A 23,878-nucleotide genomic window follows, 5' to 3' on the forward strand; every position below is an offset into this window, starting at 1 on the left:
TTGTAAACTCCTATGATTCCGCGCCGACGAAGTCGATGTCGCTGCCTTCAGCAAGAGTAACGTATGCTTTTTTCCAGTCGCTTCTACGACCAAAACGAGCACCAGTACGTTTTGTCTTACCTTTAACATTTAATGTGCGAACACCTTCAACTGAAACTTCGAAAAGTTTCTCAACAGCAGCTTTGATTTCAGCTTTAGTAGCAGTAGTTGCAACTTTGAAAACAACTGTGTTGTTTGCTTCAGCAGCCATTGTGCTTTTCTCAGAAATGTTCGGTGCCAAAAGCACTTTTAACAAACGTTCTTCGCTTATCATGCTAACATCTCCTCAATTTGCTTAACTGCAGAAGCAGTCATCAATACTTTTTCGAATCCAACTAAAGATACTGGGTCAATACCCGCAACATCGCGAACGTCAACTTTGTATAAGTTACGAGCTGATAAGAACAAGTTTTCTGTTACTTCTGGAGTAACAATTAACACGTCTTTTAACTCTAAACCTTGTAGCTTAGCTACTAATTCTTTAGTTTTTGGCGTTTCAACTGCAAAATCATTTACCACAACTAAGCGTTCTTGACGAACTAACTCAGATAAGATGCTAGCAATAGCACCACGGTACATTTTACGGTTTACTTTTTGGCTGTGATCTTGTGGCTTAGCAGCGAATGTTACGCCACCTGTACGCCAGATTGGACCACGAGTTGTACCAGCACGAGCACGGCCAGTACCTTTTTGACGCCATGGTTTTGCGCCACCGCCGCTAACTTCTGAGCGAGTTTTCTGAGCACGAGTACCAGCACGAGCACCAGCTGCGTATGCAACTACTACTTGGTGTACTAAAGCTTCATTGAACTCACGTCCAAAAGTTGCTTCGGAAACTTCAAGAGCGCCTTTAGCGTCTTTTAATGATAATTCCATCACAAATCTCCTGGACTAGGCTTTAACAGCTGGTTTAATGATTACGTTACCGTTAATTGCACCCGGAACTGACCCTTTAATAAGGAGTAAGTTACGTTCTGCATCAACGCGAACCAATTCTAGGTTTTGTGTAGTAGTCTTCACAGCACCCATATGACCAGACATTTTTTTGCCTTTGAAAACTCGACCTGGTGTTTGACACTGGCCGATTGAACCGTTTGAACGGTGAGAGATAGAGTTACCGTGAGTAGCATCTTGCATGCTAAAGTTCCAACGCTTAATACCACCTTGGAAACCTTTACCTTTAGAAGTACCGGTTACATCTACTAATTTAGTGTCATTGAATAATTCAACAGTGATTTCACTGCCAGCTTCAAGACCTTCACCTTCAGTTTCATTTAAACGGAATTCCCACAAGCCGCGGCCTGCTTCGATACCTGCTTTCGCGAAATGTCCAGCAGTTGGTTTGTTAACACGATTAGCTTTTTTGCTACCCGTAGTAACTTGCAACGCTGAATAACCATCGTTGTCTACAGTTTTAACCTGAGCAACGCGGTTAGCTTCAACTTCTAGGACTGTAACAGGAGTAGATGCGCCATCTTCAGTGAAGATACGAGTCATACCAACTTTACGTCCAACTAGACCTATAGTCATGTTAAAAACCCCTTATTAACCCAAGCTAATTTGAACGTCAACACCAGCTGCTAAGTCTAAACGCATTAATGCGTCAACAGTCTTTTCAGTAGGTTCAACGATATCAATTAAACGCTTGTGAGTACGAATTTCGTACTGATCACGTGCATCTTTGTTAACGTGTGGAGAAGTCAAGATAGTGAAACGTTCCTTGCGCGTAGGAAGTGGGATTGGACCACGAACCTGTGCACCAGTACGTTTTGCAGTATCAACGATTTCTGCTGTAGATTGATCAATCAAACGATGATCGAACGCTTTCAAACGAATGCGAATTCTTTGATTTGACATGAAGACAAATCCCCAATTATAAAGAACGAACAAAATACTGCCCATCGCCTTCCTGTTAGTAGAAGGGGGGAGTATCGCTAATAACATTCAACCTCCTATCGAGGTTGCTGTATGAACTAAATTCTTCCGAAGCAATTTAGTTAATTCACGAAGACCTAGGTCGAACGTGGACGCGTATTATACATAAGCATAAAAAAAGAGCAACTGCTATTTTCAGTTGCTCTTTTAAAATGTTACTTTTAATTTAAATTTTATTTGGTTCCATTATTTGAAGAGCTAGGGTTCCGTGGCGCAGGTGATACTCTTGGTCTATCTGGCGCATTTCGATTTGGGTTAGTCCATCGATATTTCCTAGGTGTATTTCTAATTTTCTCATTAAACTCATGCCATTTATTATTGTTGCCAATTAACTCTAAGTTTTCTTTCACCACTGAAATTGACTTTAAATTGACCAAAAAATTAAAACCTACAAACACTTGGGGTAAATACTCATTTGTAAGAGTAATCAGTTTCTCATTTCTAAAAATTGAAATAGAAATTTCTTCTCCAAGCTTTAATGATGATAATGAGTTTAATGTCTGCTCAATATTATCTGTTGTGATCTCTTCACCATTAATACTCATAACTACATCATTCACTTTCAGCCCCAAATACTCAGCGAAGCTGTTTTCTTCAATTTCATAAACTTTAAGACCTACATTGTCTGGAAATACAATTTTATTTCCAGAAAAACCAATTCTTTTATCTAGCGCTTTATTACGTGCGATGTTTACATATTCTAGGTTATGGTTTTTACTTCGATAATAATTGCTCAGTTCGATGGTTAATTGGTCAAGCTCAAATTGTAATTCTATAGGTAATCTCTTTAATTGTTTCACTATTGATTGTGAATGTTTTGAACTAGATAAATCTAATTGGTAACTCAACTCAGGAACAACATTAGGCTTATAAGTGCCTACTAACTGTTTACTTATATTGTTTCTAAGTAAACCTATCTCAATTTCCTCCCCTAATTGCAATTCGTTAAAGTAATCATTTAACTGTTGGTTTGGATGTCTTTTATCTGCTTCAATAACTTTTCCACCAAGGTGAGTGATTTTATCACCACTCATAAGTTGTAGTTTATGTGCAAGAGAATAAGGTAGCACTGATAACACTTTTAATGCTTTGCCATTATCTTTATACTCATTGTCAATTGAAGTGCCAATATAAGCATTAACGCGCGCATGAATGAAGTTGCTTTGAGTCTCAATTTTTTCAAAATTATGAAACTTCGCTATTCTATTCATTAATTTACGTAGCCTATATTCTAATGAGCTTGGCAAATTGATATCTTCTAACTTATCAGTAAAATTATGATCGGCTTTCGCTGCTAGAACTTCATTTTTATCAATAGAGCATAGTTGTGCACTATCATTTTTGATTCTTATTGATGGTTCTTGTTTATCCTTAAAAAACTCTAGTTGGTAATGTCGCCCTGCGGTTACATTTAAACTAAGGATTTGCGTTGATTTATCGACAGGTAAATATTTCTTACTAATGCGATTGTTCTTTCTAAGTCGACGAAATTTTTTGGCCGGCCATTGTTCTACAATTAAGGTATGCATTCCTTCTTCTAGATAATAAGAATGTTCTCCATCCAGAATATCGTATTTATTATCCGTTTTTTCAATCGCCTGATCATTGTGAGCGCTAATCATTGCTACATATACTTCATTATTTTTCTTAGTAGAAACAAATTCTAGCGTTGAACATTGAGTAGCCTTCGCTATTGTAGAGAACATAATTAAAGACATAAAAATTAAAGTGACATTGCAGCATTTTTTCATTCGCTTAAATACTGTATTCATAATCTTTTCCTTGTGAGTTCTTCACCATTTCAGTGATTCAATTTTGACGTTGTTTTAACAAGCTTAATTTCTCTTTTGAAGACGTGGCTGACATTAATGCTAATTCAACGATTCGCACTTTTGACAATAATTGCGCTTGATAAAACGTAGGGGTTGCATCTTGTACTAATTGTGATTCTAACGTTTGATTGATCAATATAACTTCAACGAGTTGCTGCTGAAGAGAATAATTGCTCCACATTAGCCAACCAAACGAAGCCATAAATAACGACGCCGCTGTAGCCATCGCCCAAATGCCTTTTTTAACGTTCTTTTTTTGCAAGAAAGGGATTATTTGAGCATCATTAATTGAAATCTCTTTTGCTAGCTCATGCCAAATATCTTCAGGCGGAGTCAGTTGATTAACTTCCTCTAGCTCTACTTTTGCAGCTTCAAATAAACTACTTTCTGCCAATGCATTTTCATCAAGAGAAACAGCTTTATTGGGGAATTGGTTATCGTTATGCATTTATCACCTCGACTAACGCTGGAGACTTTTTTAATGTTGAAATGGTTCTTGAAACCACGAGCTTTGAATAACTTAAAGATTTACCCATCAACTCAGCAATTTCATGATGTTTGTATTGCTCAACAAAATATAACCACAGGATTATTCGTTCACTTAACGAGACTTTCGAAAGAATAAATAAAAATAGCCGTTCATTTTCTACCGAGGCTTCAATGGAATCGCTCACATCCACTTAATTTTGGGCATCATTATCACCATCAAATTTATTGCTTCGCTTTAAGGTGTTAATCACCTTGTTAAACGCTACTCGTTTTAGCCAAGCCAACATATTAGTGTCATGATTGAGCTCATGTGCTTGTTGAAAAGCCGTTAAAAACGTCTCTTGTACAATATCTTTTGATAATTCTTTGTCTTGGCAAGTTTTATATATGGCGCTATACACAAATGGAGATAATTGCCGGTAACATAGTTCAAACACGGCTCTATCGCCGGCGATTATCTTACTTGTTAGTGTGTCATCCCAGATCATTCAATCGTCCATTGCTTCTTTTAATAACTAAAACAATCTAACCCGATAAAAAGTTACAACTCATTTTTAGTTATTGGATTATTTAATCATCAACGTCGCGTGATATGTCGTTGATGAATTCATTTAAAAGTGAATCAGAAGAGTTTAAGAATGAATTATAGTAAATGATTAGATGAACAATAGACTATAAATATTATCGATGTTTGTCAGCATAATGTCAGGGTAATAACATCGCAATAATGTTTATTATTTTATAATCTAAGTTTTTTGTGCTCTTGATAAGGTTAAAAGTACTATCCGCTTGTTCTTTTAACCATCATAGTTTTTTTAACGGATCATACCTCTCTTTATAAAAGATCTTTAATAAAAACCGATATTTCAAAAGGATATATTCACGGATAGTATTATTTTTTGCCCAATTAGAAAAATAAACAACAGAAAAAAATGCTAAAAGTAATTCGATCGAATAATTAATAATATTTTCTTTTGTTGATCGCTAGTAAGAATGGTATACTCCCGCGCAAATTTTCATCAATTCCACTTATTTTAGTAGAAATTAAATAGAGTAAAGTAATGGCAGATTTATCCAAATATAGAAATATTGGTATCTTCGCTCACGTAGATGCTGGTAAAACCACGACAACAGAACGAATTTTGAAACTTACAGGTATGATCCACAAAATCGGTGAAGTTCACGATGGTGAATCAACAACTGATTTCATGGAACAAGAAGCTGAGCGCGGTATTACTATCCAATCTGCTGCTGTTACTTGTGAATGGAAAAAACATCGTTTCAACGTAATTGACACTCCGGGTCACGTTGATTTTACAGTAGAAGTTTACCGTTCATTAAAAGTACTTGATGGTGGTATTGGTGTATTCTGTGGTTCTGGTGGTGTTGAGCCGCAATCAGAAACTAACTGGCGTTATGCGAACGAGTCAAAAGTTGCTCGTTTGATTTTCGTTAACAAATTAGACCGTTTAGGTGCAGATTTCTACCGTGTTAAAGCACAAGTAGAAAACGTACTTGGAGCTCGCCCACTTGTAATGACATTACCAATTGGTACTGAAGACGAGTTTGTTGGTGTTGTTGACGTATTAACACAAAAAGCATACATCTGGGATGATTCAGGTCAACCAGAAAACTACGTAGTTGAAGACATTCCAGCTGATATGGTTGACGATGCTGCCGCTTACCGTGAAGAAATGATCGAAACAGCATTAGAAGCTGACGAAGACATGTTGATGGAATATTTAGAAGGTGAAATGACACCGACTGAAGAACAAATCAAAGCGTGTATCCGTAAAGGTACTAACGAATTAATGTTCTTCCCTACATACTGTGGTTCTGCTTTCAAGAACAAAGGTATGCAACTTCTTCTTGATGCTGTTGTTGATTACTTACCATCACCAACTGAAGTTCCACCTCAGCCGTTAACTGACGAAGAAGGTGAACCAACAGGCGAATTCGCACTTGTTGATGCAGATGAACCTTTCCGTGCTCTAGCATTTAAGATTATGGATGACCGTTTTGGCGCCTTAACTTTCGTACGTGTATATTCAGGTACATTAAATAAAGGTGATACAGTTCTTAACTCATTCACGGGTAAAACAGAACGTATCGGCCGTATGGTTGAAATGCAAGCGGAAGATCGTACTGAGCTTACTTCAGCACAAGCAGGTGACATTCTTGCTATCGTTGGTATGAAGAACGTTCAAACGGGTCATACTTTATGTTCAACGAAAGAACCATGTACTTTAGAAGCGATGGTTTTCCCAGAACCAGTTATCTCTATTGCTGTTGCACCTAAAGATAAAGGTGGTTCAGAGAAAATGGGTATCGCTATCGGTAAAATGGTTGCAGAAGATCCAACGTTTAAAGTTGAAACTGATGAAGATTCAGGTGAAACCATCCTTAAAGGTATGGGTGAACTTCACTTAGATATCAAAGTAGATATCCTTAAGCGTACTTACGGTGTTGATTTAGTTGTTGGTAAGCCACAAGTTGCTTACCGTGAAACAATTACTCAAGAAATAGAAGATTCTTACACGCATAAGAAACAATCTGGTGGTTCTGGTCAATTCGGTAAAATTGATTACCGTATCCGTCCTGGTGAGCCAAACTCAGGTTTCACATTTAAATCAACTGTTGTTGGTGGTAACGTTCCTAAAGAATTCTTCCCAGCTGTTGAGAAAGGTTTCAAAGGCATGATGGAAACTGGTGTTTTAGCTGGCTTCCCTGTGTTAGACGTTGAAGTTGAATTATTCGATGGTGGTTTCCACGCGGTTGATTCATCTGCTGTTGCTTTCGAAATTGCTGCTAAAGGCGCTTTCCGTCAGTCAATTCCAAAAGCGGGTGCTCAGTTAATTGAACCTATCATGAAGGTTGATGTATTCACGCCTGAAGATCACGTTGGTGATGTTATTGGTGACCTTAACCGTCGTCGTGGCATGATCAAAGATCAAGAAGCTGGTACTACTGGCGTTCGTATTAAAGCTGACGTTCCTCTTTCAGAAATGTTTGGTTACATCGGAACATTACGTACAATGACATCTGGCCGTGGTCAATTCTCTATGGAATTCTCACACTACATGCCTTGTCCAAACAATGTTGCTGAAGAAGTTATTGCTGAAGTTAAAGAGCGTAACGCTAAGAAATAATTAGCTATTTGCTGATATATAAAGGATGCTTCGGCATCCTTTTTTATTACCCGTAATTTAAAGTACAGTTAGCGTTAAGTAATAGGTTTACTGTTTGGTCTACCAAAATACATTCAATACTTTAACTTTTGCTTACAGACCTGCATGATATTAACGCGGACAACAACTTGTCTGCACGATGAGGGGAACCTAGAATGCTATCACTGAGACTATCAGAGTTCAGGTTCTTAAATTAAAATGCTTTAATTCAAACGCTCTGACACTATTGATTTTGACCCTATCGATTTATTTCATCTCTAAACTCCAGACAACAAAAAAGGCGCCGAAGCGCCTTTTATATTCAGTTCTAGCATTAGCTAAAATCAGGAATTAATCCATGATTTTAGATACAACACCAGCACCAACTGTACGACCACCTTCACGGATAGCGAAGCGTAAACCTTCGTCCATCGCTACTGGGTTGATTAGCTCAACAACAAACTTTAAGTTGTCGCCAGGCATTACCATTTCAACACCTTCAGGAAGCTCTACTGCACCTGTGATATCTGTTGTACGGAAGTAAAACTGTGGACGGTATCCTTTGAAAAATGGTGTATGACGACCACCTTCATCTTTACTTAATACATAAACTTCTGACTCAAACTTAGTGTGAGGAGAAATTGAACCAGGTTGACATAATACTTGACCACGCTCTACGTCTTCACGTTTAAGACCACGTAATAAAATACCACAGTTCTCACCAGCACGACCTTCGTCAAGAAGCTTACGGAACATTTCTACACCAGTACAAGTTGACTTTTGAGTCTCACGAATACCAACGACTTCAACTTCATCACCTACTGTGATGATACCGCGCTCAACACGACCTGTTACTACTGTACCACGACCTGAAATTGAGAATACATCTTCGATTGGCATAATGAATGCACCGTCGATTGCACGCTCTGGCTCTGGAATGTATGTATCTAAGTGGTTAGCAAGTTCTAATACTTTCTCTTCCCACTGTGCTTCGCCGTTCAATGCACCTAATGCTGAACCTTGAATTACTGGTAAGTCATCACCTGGGAATTCGTATTCGTTAAGTAACTCACGAACTTCCATTTCTACTAATTCTAATAACTCTTCGTCATCAACCATGTCACATTTGTTCATGAATACGATGATGTAAGGTACACCAACTTGACGAGATAATAAGATGTGCTCACGTGTTTGTGGCATTGGACCATCTGTTGCCGCAACTACTAAGATTGCGCCGTCCATTTGTGCTGCACCGGTGATCATGTTTTTGATGTAATCGGCGTGACCTGGACAATCTACGTGTGCGTAGTGACGTGTTTCTGTATCGTACTCAATGTGAGAAGTATTGATTGTAATACCACGCTCACGCTCTTCTGGAGCATTATCGATTTGTGCGAAATCTTTTACATCACCACCGAAAGCTTTTGTTAATACCGCAGAGATAGCAGCTGTTAACGTTGTTTTACCGTGATCTACGTGTCCGATTGTACCAACGTTTACATGTGGTTTCGAACGTTCAAATTTTTCTTTAGCCATTTTTCAATTACCTTAAAAAGATATACGTTAAATTAAATGTTTTTCTCTCAGCGAGAGTTAAAAAGATAAGGAGATAACCGTCTATTCTAGATAAGGGAAGTACCCTTGTCAAAATCACTGTTAAATCTTTATCCTCAAACAAACTCACTGGGAGTTTGTCTTATATTGAATAGCTAAATACTCTCGATTCAACTACTCAAAATTCTTAGTAATATTCCTCTATAAAAGAGTTATATTACGCCACCACGACCTTCTACAATTGCAGTTGCCACAGCCCTAGGGGTTTCACTATATTGCTTAAATTCCATTGAGTATGATGCTCGCCCTTGCGTTGCACTTCGAAGTGCAGTGGCATAGCCAAACATTTCTGATAATGGCACTGTAGCATTAACAATTTTGCTATTACTTGGCCCTTCATCCATACCATCAATTAAGCCGCGACGTCGATTTAAATCACCCACGACATCACCCATATTTTCTTCTGGTGTTGTTACTTCTACTTTCATGACAGGCTCTAATAACGCTGGAGATGCTGCCATTACGCCATTTTTGAAACCCATAGATGCCGCAACTTTAAAAGCGATTTCATTTGAATCAGTTTCATGAAATGAACCGCCAGTTAAAGTTACTTTAATATCTAACATTGGGTAAGACGCTAAGACGCCTGAATCCATTTGTTCTTGGAAACCTTTTTCAATGGCTGGGAAGAATTCTTTCGGGATATCTGTACCATCGATTATCGCGTTTTCATACACAAAACCTTCGCCTTCACCGGCAGGTTCGATCGTTAAACAAACATGACCATACTGACCTTTGGTGCCCATTTGACGTTCAAACTTACCTTCAACTTGTGCAGATTTAGTAATAGTTTCACGATATGAAACTTGTGGATTACCTATATTACAATCCACTTTAAATTCTCGCATCATACGATCAGTAATAATGTCTAGATGCAATTCACCCATACCAGAAATAATCGTTTGACCTGTTTCTTCGTCAATCACTACATGGAAAGATGGATCTTCAGCAGCCAATTTTGTTAATGCATTGGCTAACTTTTCTTGGTCAACTTGAGTCTTAGGCTCAACTGCCACAGAAATAACTGGTTCTGGGAATTCCATTTTGTCTAAAGTGATAACATTACTTGGGTCGCACAGAGTTTCACCTGTAGTAACATCTTTAAGGCCGATAGCTGCTGCAATATCTCCAGCACGGACTTCTTTAATTTCTTGACGGTCATTGGCGTGCATTTGAACAATTCGTCCTAAACGCTCTTTCTTACCTTTAAGCGGGTTAAACACCATATCACCGGTTTTTACTACACCCGAATACACTCGAAAGAAAGTTAATGTACCAACAAATGGGTCAGTTGCAATTTTAAAAGCAAGCGCTGCAAAAGGGGCATTATCGTCAGCTTCTCTTACAGCTTCTGTTTCAGACTTATCATTAAGTACCCCATGAATAGCTTGCACTTCAGTCGGTGAAGGTAAATATTCAATCACTGAATCAAGAACGGCTTGCACGCCTTTATTTTTAAAGGCTGAACCACATGAGCAAAGGATAATTTCATTGTTGATAGTACGTTGACGTAAACCTGATTTAATTTCTGCTTCGGATAACTCACCTTCTTCAAGGTATTTATCCATTAATTCGTCATTCGCTTCAGCAGCTTCTGATATCAAATTTTCGCGCCATTCTTCGGCTTCGTCTTGCATATCAGCAGGAATCTCTTCATAACTAAATGTCATTCCTTGATCCGCTTCATTCCAATTGATCGCTTTCATTTTAATTAAATCAACGATACCTGAAAATTCTTCTTCTGAGCCAATGGCTAGATGAATTGGAACGGCATTCGCGCCAAGACGATCTTTTAATTGAGTGACAACATTCAGGAAATTTGCGCCCGTTCTGTCCATTTTATTGACGAAGACAATACGTGGTACTGAATATTTTTCCATTTGTCGCCAAACAGTTTCAGTTTGAGGTTGTACGCCTGATGATGCACATAATACTAATACCGCACCATCTAAAACACGTAAAGAACGTTCCACTTCAATAGTAAAATCTACATGGCCAGGAGTATCAATAATATTTATTCGATGATCTTCAAATTGGCCTGTCATCCCTTTCCAGAAACAAGTGGTTGCCGCAGACGTAATGGTAATACCACGTTCTTGCTCTTGTTCCATCCAATCCATAGTCGCAGCACCGTCATGCACTTCACCGATCTTATGAGAAAGACCTGTATAGAAAAGAACACGTTCTGTCGTTGTTGTTTTACCAGCATCAACATGAGCACAAATACCAATATTTCGATAACGCTCAATCGGAGTAGTACGAGCCACTAATTTTTCCTTTGATTGTAAGAGATATAATTAAATAATTTCATCGATTTCATAAGAACCATTTAACTATATTCTCATTTTAAATATATCTAGAGTAGAAAAGCGCAGTTGCTGTTCTAAAACAATCAACTGCGCTGTTCAATTTTTTACTATCGTGCTTACCAGCGATAGTGAGCGAACGCTTTGTTCGCTTCGGCCATACGGTGAACGTCTTCACGTTTCTTAACCGCGCTACCTTTGCTATCTGATGCATCAAGCATTTCGTTAGCTAGGCGCTGAGCCATTGATTTTTCACCACGTTTACGAGCTGCTTCAACTAACCAACGCATGGCTAGAGCATTACGACGTACTGGACGAACTTCAACTGGCACTTGGTAAGTAGAACCACCAACACGACGAGATTTAACTTCGACTTGTGGACGGATGTTTTCAAGGGCAATTTCGAAAAGCTCTAAATGAGTTTTTTCGGTATTTTTTTCAGTTAAAATGTCTAATGCACCGTATACAATTTTTTCTGCAGTAGATTTTTTACCATCAACCATAAGGATGTTGATGAATTTTGCTAAAAGTTCATTATGGAACTTAGGATCTGGCAATATTTTACGTTGCCCAACGACGCGTCTTCTTGGCATCTTAATTCTCCGTTGTATTCAGGATTAACCCAAAATGTAATATCTTATTTGGCCTTACTTAACGTTTCTAATCTCTTCCTCATTTTCTAAGAAAGGAAATGGGAAACTTAAGATTTAGGTCGTTTAGCACCGTACTTAGAACGGCCTTGTCTTCTGTCGTTAACACCTGAACAATCAAGTGCGCCACGAACGGTGTGATAACGCACACCTGGTAAATCTTTAACACGACCACCACGAATCAAGATAACACTATGCTCTTGTAAGTTGTGACCTTCACCACCGATGTATGAAGTTACTTCGTAGCCGTTAGTTAAACGAACACGAGCAACTTTACGTAGTGCTGAGTTTGGTTTCTTTGGTGTAGTAGTATACACACGAGTACATACGCCACGACGTTGTGGACAAGCTTGTAACGCTGGAACGTTACTTTTTTGTACCTGTCTGACACGTGGTTTACGTACCAATTGGTTAATAGTTGCCATTATAGCTCCTGATTAATTAAAACTAAGGGTAATTTTTATTGACTAAGTTTGCCAAAATCACCCGCTTATAAACGTGAAAAACCGCGACCATTTATTTCAAGTACTCAAAGTACAGAATAAAAGGTCGCGGAATTCTAATGGTCAAGCTTTAACCTGTCAAGCTTTACTAGCAGAAGACAGGTTAAAATCGACATTTTTTCTACTTTAGTGGTTATTCATCCACGCCAGAAGTTAAATCAGCATTTAAAGCATCGGTTAATGCTTGTGCAGCTTCGTCAGCTGATACTGTGATTTCTTCTTCCACTTCAGCAACACGCTGACGCGCGCGCTCTTGGTGGTAAGCGTAACCAGTACCTGCTGGGATCAAGCGACCAACAATAACGTTTTCTTTCAAGCCACGTAACTTATCTTTCTTACCTGCAACAGCTGCTTCAGTAAGAACGCGTGTTGTTTCTTGGAACGAAGCCGCTGAAATAAATGATTCCGTTGAAAGTGATGCTTTTGTGATACCCATCATCTGCATTTCATATACAGCAGGACGTTTACCTTCAGCTTCTAGTTCACGGTTAGCAATGTTTACATGTGCAACTTCTAACTGTTCACCTTTCAAGAATTCACTATCACCAGCATCAAGAATTTCACACTTACGGATCATTTGACGCACGATAACTTCGATGTGCTTATCGTTAATTTTAACACCTTGTAAACGATAAACTTCTTGTACTTCGTTCACAATGTAGTTTGCCACTGGAGCAACACCACGTAAGCGTAAAATATCATGAGGAGACTCAGGACCATCGGCAATAACTTCACCTTTAATCACTTGCTCACCTTCAAACACGTTTAATTGTCGTGTTTTAGGGATCATCTCTTCGTATACTTCACCACTTTGTTGTGTGATTAATAAACGTACTTTACCTTTCGTTTCTTTACCGAAACCGATAACACCAGTTTTCTCAGCAAGAATTGCAGGTAATTTAGGCTTACGTGCTTCAAATAAGTCAGCAACACGTGGTAAACCACCGGTAATATCTCGGGTTTTAGAAGACTCTTGAGGAATACGTGCTAACGCATCACCAATATTAACTTCTACGCCATCTTCTAAGTTGACAATCGCGTTACCTGGCAAGTAGTACAATGCAGGGATATCAGTTCCCGCAATGTTCACATCGTTACCTTTAGCATCAATCAATTTAACTGCTGGGCGCATTTCTTTACCAGCAGCGTTACGTTGACCAGCATCTGTTACGATGATACTAGATAAACCAGTTAGTTCATCTGTTTGACGAACCATAGTTACACCATCTACAAGGTCAACAAACTGAACTTTACCCGCAACTTCCGTAATAATTGGATGTGTATGTGGGTCCCAGTTAGCAATCGTTTCACCAGCAGTAATTTCACCACCGTCTTTCTTAGAAATTATTGAACCGTAAGGTACTTTATAACGTTCTTTCTCACGACCTAGTTCATCAATTACTGTAAGTTCTGATGAACGAGAAGTAATCACTAAGTGATCTTCAGAATTCGTTACAAACTTAGCGTTTTGTAATTTCAAGTGACCTGTATTTTTAACTTGTACGCTGTTCTCTGCTGATGCACGAGATGCTGCACCACCGATATGGAACGTACGCATGGTTAACTGTGTACCAGGTTCACCGATTGACTGTGCTGCCACAACACCAATCGCTTCACCTTGGTTGATCATATGACCACGAGCCAAATCACGACCGTAACAATGAGCACAAATACCAAAGTCAGTTTGACAAGTAATAATTGAACGAACTTTCATTTGATCGATTGAATTTTCTTCAATGAAATCACATAAAGCTTCATCAATTAACGTATTACGCGCTAATAGCACTTCATCGGTGCCTGCTTTTAATACATCTTCTGCAACCACACGACCTAGCACACGTTCACGTAATGGTTCAACAACATCACCACCTTCAATCAATGGTGTCATTAATAGACCATCGTGAGTACCACAATCATGTTCAGTTACCACTAAATCTTGTGCAACATCTACTAAACGACGAGTTAAGTAACCCGAGTTAGCTGTTTTAAGTGCCGTATCGGCCAAACCTTTACGCGCACCGTGAGTTGAGATGAAGTATTGTAAAACGTTCAAACCTTCACGGAAGTTAGCGGTGATTGGTGTTTCGATGATTGAACCATCTGGTTTAGCCATCAAACCACGCATACCAGCTAACTGACGGATCTGAGCGGCACTACCACGAGCACCCGAGTCAGCCATCATGTAGATTGAGTTGAATGAGTCTTGCTCTTCCATCTCACCGTCACGGTTTAAAATTGATTCTTTTGATAAGTTGTCCATCATCGCTTTCGAGATTTTCTCGTTGGCAGATGACCAAATATCAATAACTTTGTTGTATTTTTCGCCTTGAGTAACTAAACCTTGCTCAAATTGAGACTGAATTTCAGAAACTTCTTCTTCAGACTCATCAATGATAGTGTATTTAGCATCAGGAATTACCATATCATCAATACCAACTGACGCACCCGCGATCATCGCGTAGTGGAAACCGGTATACATAATGTGATCGGCAAAAATTACTGTGTCTTTTAAACCAAGGTTACGATAAGCATGGTTAATCAGTTTTGAAATAGGCTTTTTACCTAAAGGCTGATCAATCAACTCGTAAGGCATACCTTTTGGACATACTTGCCACAAGATTGCACGACCAACAGTAGTATCACGTAAATTAGTATGTGCAACTAATTCACCTTCAGCATTACGAATATGTTCAGTAATACGAATTTTTACACGAGCATGTAACTCAGCAGCACCAGTGCGGTAAGCTTTTTCAGCTTCTTTCGTGTCGGCAAATACCATGCCTTCACCTAAACCATTTACACGATCACGTGTTAGGTAATATAAACCTAATACAACATCTTGTGATGGTACGATGATTGGGTCACCGTTCGCTGGAGAAAGTACGTTGTTCGTTGACATCATCAACGTACGTGCTTCCATTTGTGCTTCGATTGTCAACGGTACGTGTACCGCCATTTGGTCACCATCGAAATCGGCGTTATAGGCCGCACAAACTAATGGATGTAAATGAATCGCTTTACCTTCAATAAGAACAGGTTCAAATGCTTGGATACCTAATCTATGAAGTGTTGGTGCACGGTTAAGCATAACTGGATGTTCACGGATAACTTCATCAAGTACATCCCAAACTTCAGCGCCTTCACGTTCAACTAATTTTTTAGCCGCTTTAATCGTAGTCGCTAAACCACGCGCTTCTAATTTGCCGTAGATAAATGGTTTGAATAATTCAAGTGCCATTTTTTTCGGTAAACCACATTGATGTAAACGTAGAGTTGGACCAACGGTAATTACAGAACGACCAGAATAATCAACACGCTTACCAAGTAAGTTTTGACGGAAACGACCTTGCTTACCTTTAATCATGTCAGCTAAAGATTTAAGAGGACGTTTGTTTGAACCAGTGATAGCGCGACCACGACGACCGTTATCTAAAAGTGCATCAACAGACTCTTGTAACATACGCTTTTCGTTACGTACGATAATGTCTGGAGCAACTAAATCTAGAAGACGTTTAAGACGGTTGTTACGGTTGATAACACGACGGTATAAATCGTTCAAATCTGATGTAGCAAAACGGCCACCATCCAATGGTACTAACGGACGTAAATCCGGTGGTAAAATTGGTAGTACGTTCATGATCATCCACTCAGGCTTGTTACCTGAAGCGGCGAATGCTTCCATTAATTTTAAACGCTTCGTAATTTTCTTGCGCTTAGTTTCACTACCGATTTCAGGAAGCTCTTCACGCATTTGCGCTACTTCGCCATCTAAATCAATTTGTTGTAGTAATGCTAATACCGCTTCTGCACCCATAAGTGCATCAAATTCATCACCATGTTCTTCTAACGCATCAAGATATTCTTCTTCGGTTAGAATTTGGCTTTTCTCTAATGTTGTCATACCAGGTTCAGTAACAACATAAGATTCAAAATAGAGTACGCGTTCAATATCACGTAACGTCATATCAAGTAATAAACCAATACGAGATGGTAATGATTTTAAGAACCAAATATGCGCAACTGGGCTTGCTAATTCGATATGACCCATACGGTCACGACGAACTTTAGTTAATGTAACTTCAACGCCACATTTTTCACAAATAACACCACGATGCTTTAAACGTTTGTATTTACCACAAAGACATTCGTAATCTTTTACTGGACCGAAAATACGCGCACAAAATAAACCATCACGTTCTGGTTTGAACGTACGATAGTTAATCGTTTCAGGTTTTTTAACTTCACCAAACGACCAAGAACGGATCTGATCTGGTGATGCTAGTCCGATACGTATACCATCGAACTCTTCTGTTTGATTTTGTTGCTTAAGAAACTTAAGTAAATCTTTCACACTCTTCTCCTGTCGGAGTTAAACTTTGAAGAGAAAGTCAGTTAACTGACTTTCTCCGCGTACTGAGCTTTAAAAGTAAAGCTCAGCAATACCGTTTTATCAGCTAGTCCTGATCTAATTCGATGTTAATACCTAACGAACGAATTTCTTTCAACAATACATTGAAAGACTCAGGAATGCCTGGTTCCATTCTGTGATCACCGTCAACTAAGTTTTTATACATCTTAGTACGACCGTTAACATCATCAGACTTAACCGTTAACATTTCTTGTAGCGTATAAGCAGCACCGTATGCTTCTAATGCCCATACTTCCATCTCACCGAAACGTTGACCACCAAATTGCGCTTTACCGCCAAGAGGTTGTTGTGTAACAAGTGAGTAAGAACCCGTAGAACGTGCATGCATTTTGTCATCAACTAAATGGTTTAGTTTCAACATATACATGTAACCTACAGTAACAGGACGCTCAAATTCACGACCAGTACGGCCATCAGTTAACGTAAACTGACCGCTTTCTGGCATATCCGCTAATTTGAATAAGTCTTTAATTTCACGCTCACTTGCACCATCAAATACTGGTGTAGCGATTGGAAGACCTGCACGTAAGTTATTCGCTAGACGCATGATTTCATCATCAGTAAAGCTTTCAATATCTACTTCTTGACGAGACTCACCTAGTTCATACACTTCTTTTAAGAAGCCACGAAGCTTAGCAATTTCACGTTGCTCTTGTAGCATACGGTTAATTTTTTCACCGATACCACGAGCAGCCATACCTAAATGCGTTTCTAGGATCTGACCAATGTTCATACGTGATGGAACACCTAATGGGTTCAATACGATATCAACCGGTACACCGTGTTCGTCATATGGCATATCTTCAACAGGTACAACATTTGAAATAACACCTTTGTTACCATGACGACCAGCCATTTTATCACCAGGCTGAATACGACGTTTAACAGCAAGATATACTTTGATAATTTTTAACACGCCTGGTGCTAAATCGGCACCTTGTGTGATTTTACGACGCTTAACTTCGTATTTCTTATCAAAATCTGCTTTGATGTTGTCGTATTGCTCAGCGATTTGTTCAAGTTCTGATTGTTGTGCTTCATCAGCTAAGTTTTGAACTAACCACTTATCGCGTGACATACCGTTAAGGTCTGCATCGTTTAAGCCAGCTGTTAATAGAAGTTTCTTAGCACGAGCATAAATACCATCTTCTAAAATGCTAAATTCATCGCCTAAATCTTTCTTAACTTCTTTTAATTGTAATTCTTCAATTTCTTCTGCACGTTTATCTTTTTCAACACCATCACGAGTGAAGATTTGAACATCGATAATCGTACCTGATACTGAATTTGGTACACGTAAAGAACTATCTTTAACGTCAGCAGCTTTCTCACCGAAAATCGCACGTAATAGTTTTTCTTCAGGAGTTAACTGCGTTTCACCTTTAGGAGTAACTTTACCCACTAAGATATCACCACCGTTAACTTCAGCACCAATATAAACAACACCTGATTCATCTAGTTTGCTTAATGCTGATTCACCAACGTTAGGAATATCTGAAGTAATTTCTTCAGAGCCTAATTTAGTATCACGAGCAATACAGCTTAATTCTTGAATATGAATCGTTGTGAAACGGTCTTCTTGAGCAACACGCTCAGATAACAACATTGAATCCTCAAAGTTGTAACCGTTCCAAGGCATAAATGCGATACGCATGTTTTGCCCTAATGCTAATTCACCCATGTCCGTTGAAGGACCATCAGCTAATACATCACCACGAACAACAGGTTCACCCATACGACACTGTGGACGTTGGTTAATACAAGTGTTTTGGTTTGAACGTGTGTATTTTGTTAAGTTGTAGATATCAATACCCGCTTCACCAGCGTGCATTTCATTTTCATTGACTTTAACAACAATACGCGAAGCATCTACATAAGAAACAACACCACCACGTTTAGCTACGGCTGTTACACCAGAGTCAACGGCTACAATTTTCTCCATACCTGTACCAACAAGCGGCTTGTCCACTTTAAGTGTTGGCACTGCTTGACGTTGCATGTTCGAGCCCATCAAGGCACGGTTAGCATCATCGTGCTCTAGGAATGGGATTAATGACGCTGCAACAGAAACGATTTGTTGTGGAGATACATCCATGTACTGCACTTGTTCAGCAGACATCAAGGTAAATTCATTTCTGTGACGACAAGGTACTAAGCCTTCAACAAGTTTGCCAGCTTCATCAACTTTTGCCGTAGTTTGAGCGATAACAAAGTTACCCTCTTCAATTGCTGATAGGTAGTCAACTTCATCAGTGACTTTTCCATCTACAATTTTACGATATGGCGTTTCCAAGAAACCGTAATCGTTAGTTCGTGCGTAACAAGAAAGCGAGTTGATCAAACCAATGTTTGGACCTTCCGGCGTTTCGATTGGACAAACACGACCATAATGCGTTGGATGTACATCACGTACTTCAAAACCAGCACGTTCACGCGTTAAACCACCTGGGCCTAATGCAGAGATACGACGTTTATGCGTCACCTCAGATAACGGGTTGTTTTGATCCATAAACTGTGACAATTGCGAAGAACCGAAAAATTCTTTCACTGCCGCAGAGATTGGCTTAGCGTTGATTAGATCTTGCGGCATGATTGCATCTAAGTCACCAAGACTTAAACGTTCACGTACTGCACGCTCAACACGAACAAGACCAACACGGAATTGGTTTTCTGCCATTTCACCTACAGAGCGAATACGACGGTTACCTAAGTGATCAATATCATCAACATCACCTTTACCGTCACGAATGCCGATAAGCGTTCTCATGACTGCGATGATGTCTTCTTTAGATAAAGTTCCTTCACCTACTTCAACATCACGACCAACACGACGGTTGAACTTCATACGACCTACCGTTGATAAGTCATAACGCTCTAAAGAGAAGAATAAGTTATTAAATAACGTTTCTGCCGCATCTTTTGTTGGTGGCTCGCCTGGGCGCATCATGCGATAAATTTCAACTAACGCTTCTAAACGGTTAGTTGAACTATCAACACGTACTGTGTCAGACATATATGAACCAACATCAAATTCGTTCATATATAAAGTAGAAAGAACTTTATGACCCGCTTGACTTAATTCAGCAAGTAATTCTAAGGTTAATTCAGCGTTCGCTTCGGCAATGACTTCACCGGTTGATTCATCAACATAAGCTTTCGATAATACTTTACCGATAATATATTCTGCTGGTACTTCTAACTTATCCACTTTTTCTTTTTCAAGTGTGCGGATATGACGAGCAGTAATACGTCGACCTTGTTCTACTAATACATCACCATTGGCTAATTTAATATCAAAGGTTGCTGTTTCACCACGTAAGCGTTCAGGAATCAAATCCATCACTAGCTTATCGCCTTTAATAGTGAAATCAGTCGTATCGTAGAAAATATCTAGAATTTCTTCTGTAGAATATTCTAATGCACGTAAAATAATAGACGCCGGTAATTTACGACGACGGTCAATACGAACAAATAAGTTATCTTTAGGATCAAATTCGAAATCTAACCATGAACCACGGTAAGGAATAACGCGTGCGTTATATAACACTTTACCTGAAGAATGTGTTTTGCCTTTATCATGATCGAAAAACACACCTGGGGAACGGTGTAATTGTGAAACAATAACACGCTCTGTACCATTAATAACAAACGTACCGTTGTCTGTCATCAATGGGATTTCACCCATATATACTTCTTGTTCTTTGATATCTTTTACTGTACCTGCAGCAGCTTCTTTATCATAAACTACTAAACGTAATTTAACGCGAAGCGGCGCAGAATAGGTAACACCACGAATTTGACATTCTTTCACGTCAAATAATGGTTCACCTAAGCGATAGCTTACAAATTGTAATTCTGAACTACCAGAATAGGCTTTAATTGGAAAAATAGAACGAAACGCGGCTTCTAAGCCTGTTTCACCTGTCGGATCAATATCAATAAACTTACGGAAAGATTCGAGTTGGATAGATAACAAGAACGGATAGTCCATTACTTGCACACTTTTACCAAAGTCCTTTCGAATACGTTTCTTTTCAGAGTAAGAGTAAACCATGGGGTTCCTCAGCTTGCTGGTTATGGCCGAATCTGCCTAAAAATACCAATTGGACTAAGTAATTGATCAGAATATATGATTATTTTGACCACTTATCTAATCCAATTGGTATCAGACAGGGTATTGCTGTGATGCTTTTTTTCTTTAAGCATCAAATAATGCACTGTTTTGGTTTAAAAAAAAACCACTTTCTTTAGCGCAAAAAGGCCGGTGACGTTTAAATCACCAGCCATTGCCTTTTCAGGCAAATAATCTGTTTAAAAACAGATTATTTGATCTCAACAGAAGCACCTGCTTCTTCAAGAGCTTTCTTAAGTTCTTCAGCTTCAGCTTTTTCAACACCTTCTTTAAGTGCTTTAGGAGCTGATTCAACTAAGTCTTTAGCTTCTTTTAAGCCAAGACCTGTAGCGCCACGAACTGCTTTGATTACTGCAACTTTCTTCTCACCGAAACCAGTTAAGATTACGTCGAATTCAGTTTGCTCTTCAGCAGAAGCACCAGCGTCACCACCAGCAACAGCAACAGCTGCAGCAGCAGATACGCCGAATTTTTCTTCCATTGCTTCTACTAATTCTACAACGTCCATTACTGACATTTCAGCAATTGCGTTTAGGATATCGTCTTTAGAAATAGACATTTTTAATTTCCTGTTTTAATTAACAGCCTTTTCAAATAAAAGGGTCTGTTATAAATAACTATAAATACAAAAAGTGCGAATTGTGCTCTGCGTTTCATTAAGTAAGTGCAGAGGTAAACAATTATTAAGCAGCTTCTTGCTCTTTCTGATCGCGTACTGCAGCAAGTGTGCGGGCAAGTTTGCCTGCAGATGCTTCTTTCATAGCGCTCATTAAACGTGCAATTGCTTCGTCGTATGTAGGTAGTTTTGCAAGTACCTGAACATCAACTAAGTCACCTTCAAATGCGGCTGCTTTTAATTCAAAGTTTTCGTTAGTTTTAGCGAAATCTGTGAATAAACGCGCTGCTGCACCCGGATGCTCGTTTGAAAATGCAATTAATGAAGGACCTTTTAAAGTGTCAGTAACACATTCAAAAGCTGAACCTTCTAATGCGCGACGTGCTAATGTGTTACGGATAACTTTCATCCATACACCATTTTCACGTGCTTGTTTACGCAAAGTAGTAATTGCTTCAACTGTAACACCGCGTGAATCCGCGATTACAGCTGACTGAGCGCCAGTGGCAGCTTCTTGAACTTCAGCAACAATTGCTTTTTTGTCATCAAGATTGATAGCCATTGGCTTTAACTCCTGGTTCACCGGTAAAAAACCGGTATTTACTATCCCTAATTTTTTACTAAAATTTTGTAAAAAATTAGGCCGTTACGGCGAGGACCAGAATTGGAAATACTGGGTAATCACCATCTACGTAGGAAATATTAAGCAAACATTCCAGAAGAAATGCTTGCTCCTACGGTCTTTGACGGGGTTGTTGATACTTTTATTAAAAATAAGAGAATAAACAACACCTACCAAAATTTAAGGGGCGAAATTATATGCTACAACTTCACCCGTGTAAAGAAACTAATTTAGCTCCTTTACTAGAAAATTAATCTGCTAAGCTAGATGAGTTAACCGTTACACCGGCACCCATAGTAGTTGAAACAGAAATTTTCTTAATGTACTGACCTTTAGCGTTAGCTGGTTTAGCTTTTTTCAAAGCTTCCAATAATGCTTCAAGGTTTTGTTGCAACTTAGCATCGTCAAAATCAGCTTTACCAATAGTAGTATGGATAATACCGTTTTTGTCGTTGCGGTAGCGAATTTGACCCGCTTTAGCATTGTTAACCGCTGTAGTAACGTCAGGAGTAACTGTACCAACTTTAGGGTTAGGCATTAAACCACGAGGGCCTAAGATTTGACCTAGTTGACCAACTACACGCATTGCGTCTGGCGTAGCAATTACAACGTCAAAGTCCATATTACCGGCTTTAACTTGCTCTGCTAAATCGTCCATACCTACAACGTCAGCACCTGCTGCAGTTGCTTTCTCAGCATTAGCACCTTGTGTAAATACTGCAACACGAACATCACGACCTGTACCGTTAGGTAATACAGTCGCGCCACGTACGTTTTGGTCAGATTTACGAGCGTCAATGCCAAGGTTGATAGCAACATCAACACTTTCACGGAATTTTGCTGTTGCAAATTCTTTTAATAAAGCAAGCGCTTCATTAATGTCATATTCTTTTAATACGTCTACTTTTTCACGGATAAGACGAGCGCGTTTTGATAATTTAGCCATTGATTAGTCCTCTACCACTAAACCCATTGAACGAGCAGAACCCGCAATGGTACGCACTGCAGCTTCCATAGAACCAGCAGTTAAATCAGGTTCTTTTGTCTTAACGATTTCTTCAAGTTGAGCTGTAGTAACAGTACCCACTTTTTCAGTGTTAGGACGACCAGAGCCGCTTTTAATACCAGCCGCTTTCTTTAATAAGTAAGAAGCAGGTGGCGTTTTTGTTTCGAACGTGAAAGAACGATCCGCGTATACAGTAATAACTACTGGTACTGGAGCGCCTTTTTCAATTGAATCTGTTTTTGCGTTGAACGCTTTACAGAATTCCATGATGTTCACACCGTGTTGACCTAAAGCAGGACCAACTGGCGGTGACGGGTTTGCTGCACCAGCAGCAACTTGTAGCTTGATTAAAGCTGTGACTTTTTTAGCCATCTTTAATATTCCTATGTTTGGGTACGAACGCCCTGCTTTACCTTACAAAAGGAAAAAGCAACGAACCTTAATGGTTGAGCTCCCCGTGGATTAAAAATCGTTCAAATTTACTGACTTTTCAGCCATGCAAATAAAAACGGCAGCGGATTATAAATTAATCAACGCC

The 23,878-nt window shown here is 39.2% G+C and carries 19 protein-coding genes; 1 reads left to right on the forward strand and 18 read right to left on the reverse strand.

Features of this window, described 5'->3' with window-relative positions; genetic code table 11:
- Window positions 1-10 precede the first annotated feature (10 nt).
- The 8 genes from rplW to RM573_RS10475 form a co-directional block, all read right to left on the reverse strand.
- Complete coding sequence (gene rplW, locus RM573_RS10440; protein ID WP_303455051.1) at window positions 11-313, reverse strand: 50S ribosomal protein L23; 303 nt, start codon at window positions 311-313, stop codon at window positions 11-13.
- Window positions 310-915, reverse strand: coding sequence for a 50S ribosomal protein L4 (rplD, locus tag RM573_RS10445; RefSeq protein ID WP_303455048.1), 606 nt, complete (start codon window positions 913-915; stop codon window positions 310-312). Before rplD ends, rplW begins: the two co-directional genes overlap by 4 nt.
- Window positions 916-930: 15 nt before the next feature.
- On the reverse strand, window positions 931-1,569 hold the full coding sequence (gene rplC / locus RM573_RS10450) for a 50S ribosomal protein L3 (RefSeq protein ID WP_303455045.1): 639 nt from the start codon (window positions 1,567-1,569) through the stop codon (window positions 931-933).
- A 15-nt stretch (window positions 1,570-1,584) separates the two neighbouring features.
- Complete coding sequence (gene rpsJ / locus RM573_RS10455) at window positions 1,585-1,896, reverse strand: 30S ribosomal protein S10 (protein ID WP_019026497.1); 312 nt, start codon at window positions 1,894-1,896, stop codon at window positions 1,585-1,587.
- A gap of 251 nt (window positions 1,897-2,147) precedes the next feature.
- Window positions 2,148-3,746 (reverse strand): PDZ domain-containing protein, encoded by a 1,599-nt coding sequence (locus tag RM573_RS10460; RefSeq protein WP_311581389.1) that lies wholly within the window; start codon window positions 3,744-3,746, stop codon window positions 2,148-2,150.
- 37 nt (window positions 3,747-3,783) lie between these two features.
- Window positions 3,784-4,254, reverse strand: coding sequence for a hypothetical protein (locus tag RM573_RS10465; protein WP_311581393.1), 471 nt, complete (start codon window positions 4,252-4,254; stop codon window positions 3,784-3,786).
- A complete protein-coding gene (locus RM573_RS10470) occupies window positions 4,247-4,480 on the reverse strand; it encodes an RNA polymerase sigma factor (RefSeq protein ID WP_311581396.1) in 234 nt (77 codons plus the stop codon). Before RM573_RS10470 ends, RM573_RS10465 begins: the two co-directional genes overlap by 8 nt.
- A 6-nt stretch (window positions 4,481-4,486) precedes the next feature.
- Complete coding sequence (locus RM573_RS10475; protein ID WP_311581399.1) at window positions 4,487-4,783, reverse strand: RNA polymerase sigma factor; 297 nt, start codon at window positions 4,781-4,783, stop codon at window positions 4,487-4,489.
- A 573-nt stretch (window positions 4,784-5,356) separates the two neighbouring features.
- Here RM573_RS10475 and fusA (RM573_RS10480) point away from each other — a divergent pair.
- Entirely contained in the window at window positions 5,357-7,444 is a 2,088-nt protein-coding gene (gene fusA, locus RM573_RS10480; RefSeq protein WP_311581402.1) for an elongation factor G, read from the forward strand.
- A 369-nt stretch (window positions 7,445-7,813) separates the two neighbouring features.
- Here fusA (RM573_RS10480) and tuf read toward each other — a convergent pair whose 3' ends face one another.
- The 10 genes from tuf to rplK form a co-directional block, all read right to left on the reverse strand.
- Window positions 7,814-8,998, reverse strand: a complete 1,185-nt coding sequence (tuf, locus tag RM573_RS10485) for an elongation factor Tu (protein WP_311581407.1) — start codon at window positions 8,996-8,998, stop codon at window positions 7,814-7,816.
- Between the two features lie 230 nt (window positions 8,999-9,228).
- Window positions 9,229-11,343 (reverse strand): elongation factor G, encoded by a 2,115-nt coding sequence (gene fusA, locus RM573_RS10490; protein WP_311581410.1) that lies wholly within the window; start codon window positions 11,341-11,343, stop codon window positions 9,229-9,231.
- Window positions 11,344-11,501: 158 nt separating this feature from the next.
- Window positions 11,502-11,975: a 30S ribosomal protein S7 gene (rpsG, locus tag RM573_RS10495; RefSeq protein WP_303455514.1), complete on the reverse strand. Its 474-nt coding sequence runs from the start codon at window positions 11,973-11,975 to the stop codon at window positions 11,502-11,504.
- A 107-nt stretch (window positions 11,976-12,082) separates the two neighbouring features.
- Window positions 12,083-12,457, reverse strand: a complete 375-nt coding sequence (rpsL, locus tag RM573_RS10500; RefSeq protein ID WP_074499547.1) for a 30S ribosomal protein S12 — start codon at window positions 12,455-12,457, stop codon at window positions 12,083-12,085.
- A gap of 211 nt (window positions 12,458-12,668) precedes the next feature.
- On the reverse strand, window positions 12,669-16,886 hold the full coding sequence (gene rpoC / locus RM573_RS10505; protein WP_311581418.1) for a DNA-directed RNA polymerase subunit beta': 4,218 nt from the start codon (window positions 16,884-16,886) through the stop codon (window positions 12,669-12,671).
- A 103-nt stretch (window positions 16,887-16,989) separates the two neighbouring features.
- On the reverse strand, window positions 16,990-21,018 hold the full coding sequence (rpoB, locus tag RM573_RS10510) for a DNA-directed RNA polymerase subunit beta (protein WP_311581423.1): 4,029 nt from the start codon (window positions 21,016-21,018) through the stop codon (window positions 16,990-16,992).
- Between the two features lie 268 nt (window positions 21,019-21,286).
- Entirely contained in the window at window positions 21,287-21,655 is a 369-nt protein-coding gene (rplL, locus tag RM573_RS10515; RefSeq protein WP_311581426.1) for a 50S ribosomal protein L7/L12, read from the reverse strand.
- A 124-nt stretch (window positions 21,656-21,779) separates the two neighbouring features.
- Entirely contained in the window at window positions 21,780-22,274 is a 495-nt protein-coding gene (gene rplJ, locus RM573_RS10520) for a 50S ribosomal protein L10 (RefSeq protein ID WP_303455501.1), read from the reverse strand.
- Window positions 22,275-22,584: 310 nt separating this feature from the next.
- Window positions 22,585-23,280, reverse strand: coding sequence for a 50S ribosomal protein L1 (rplA, locus tag RM573_RS10525; protein WP_311581429.1), 696 nt, complete (start codon window positions 23,278-23,280; stop codon window positions 22,585-22,587).
- 3 nt (window positions 23,281-23,283) lie between these two features.
- A complete protein-coding gene (gene rplK, locus RM573_RS10530; RefSeq protein ID WP_311581432.1) occupies window positions 23,284-23,712 on the reverse strand; it encodes a 50S ribosomal protein L11 in 429 nt (142 codons plus the stop codon).
- Window positions 23,713-23,878 lie beyond the last annotated feature (166 nt).

The organism is Thalassotalea castellviae, from assembly GCF_031846185.1.
GTDB classification, from domain to species: domain Bacteria; phylum Pseudomonadota; class Gammaproteobacteria; order Enterobacterales; family Alteromonadaceae; genus Thalassotalea_H; species Thalassotalea_H castellviae.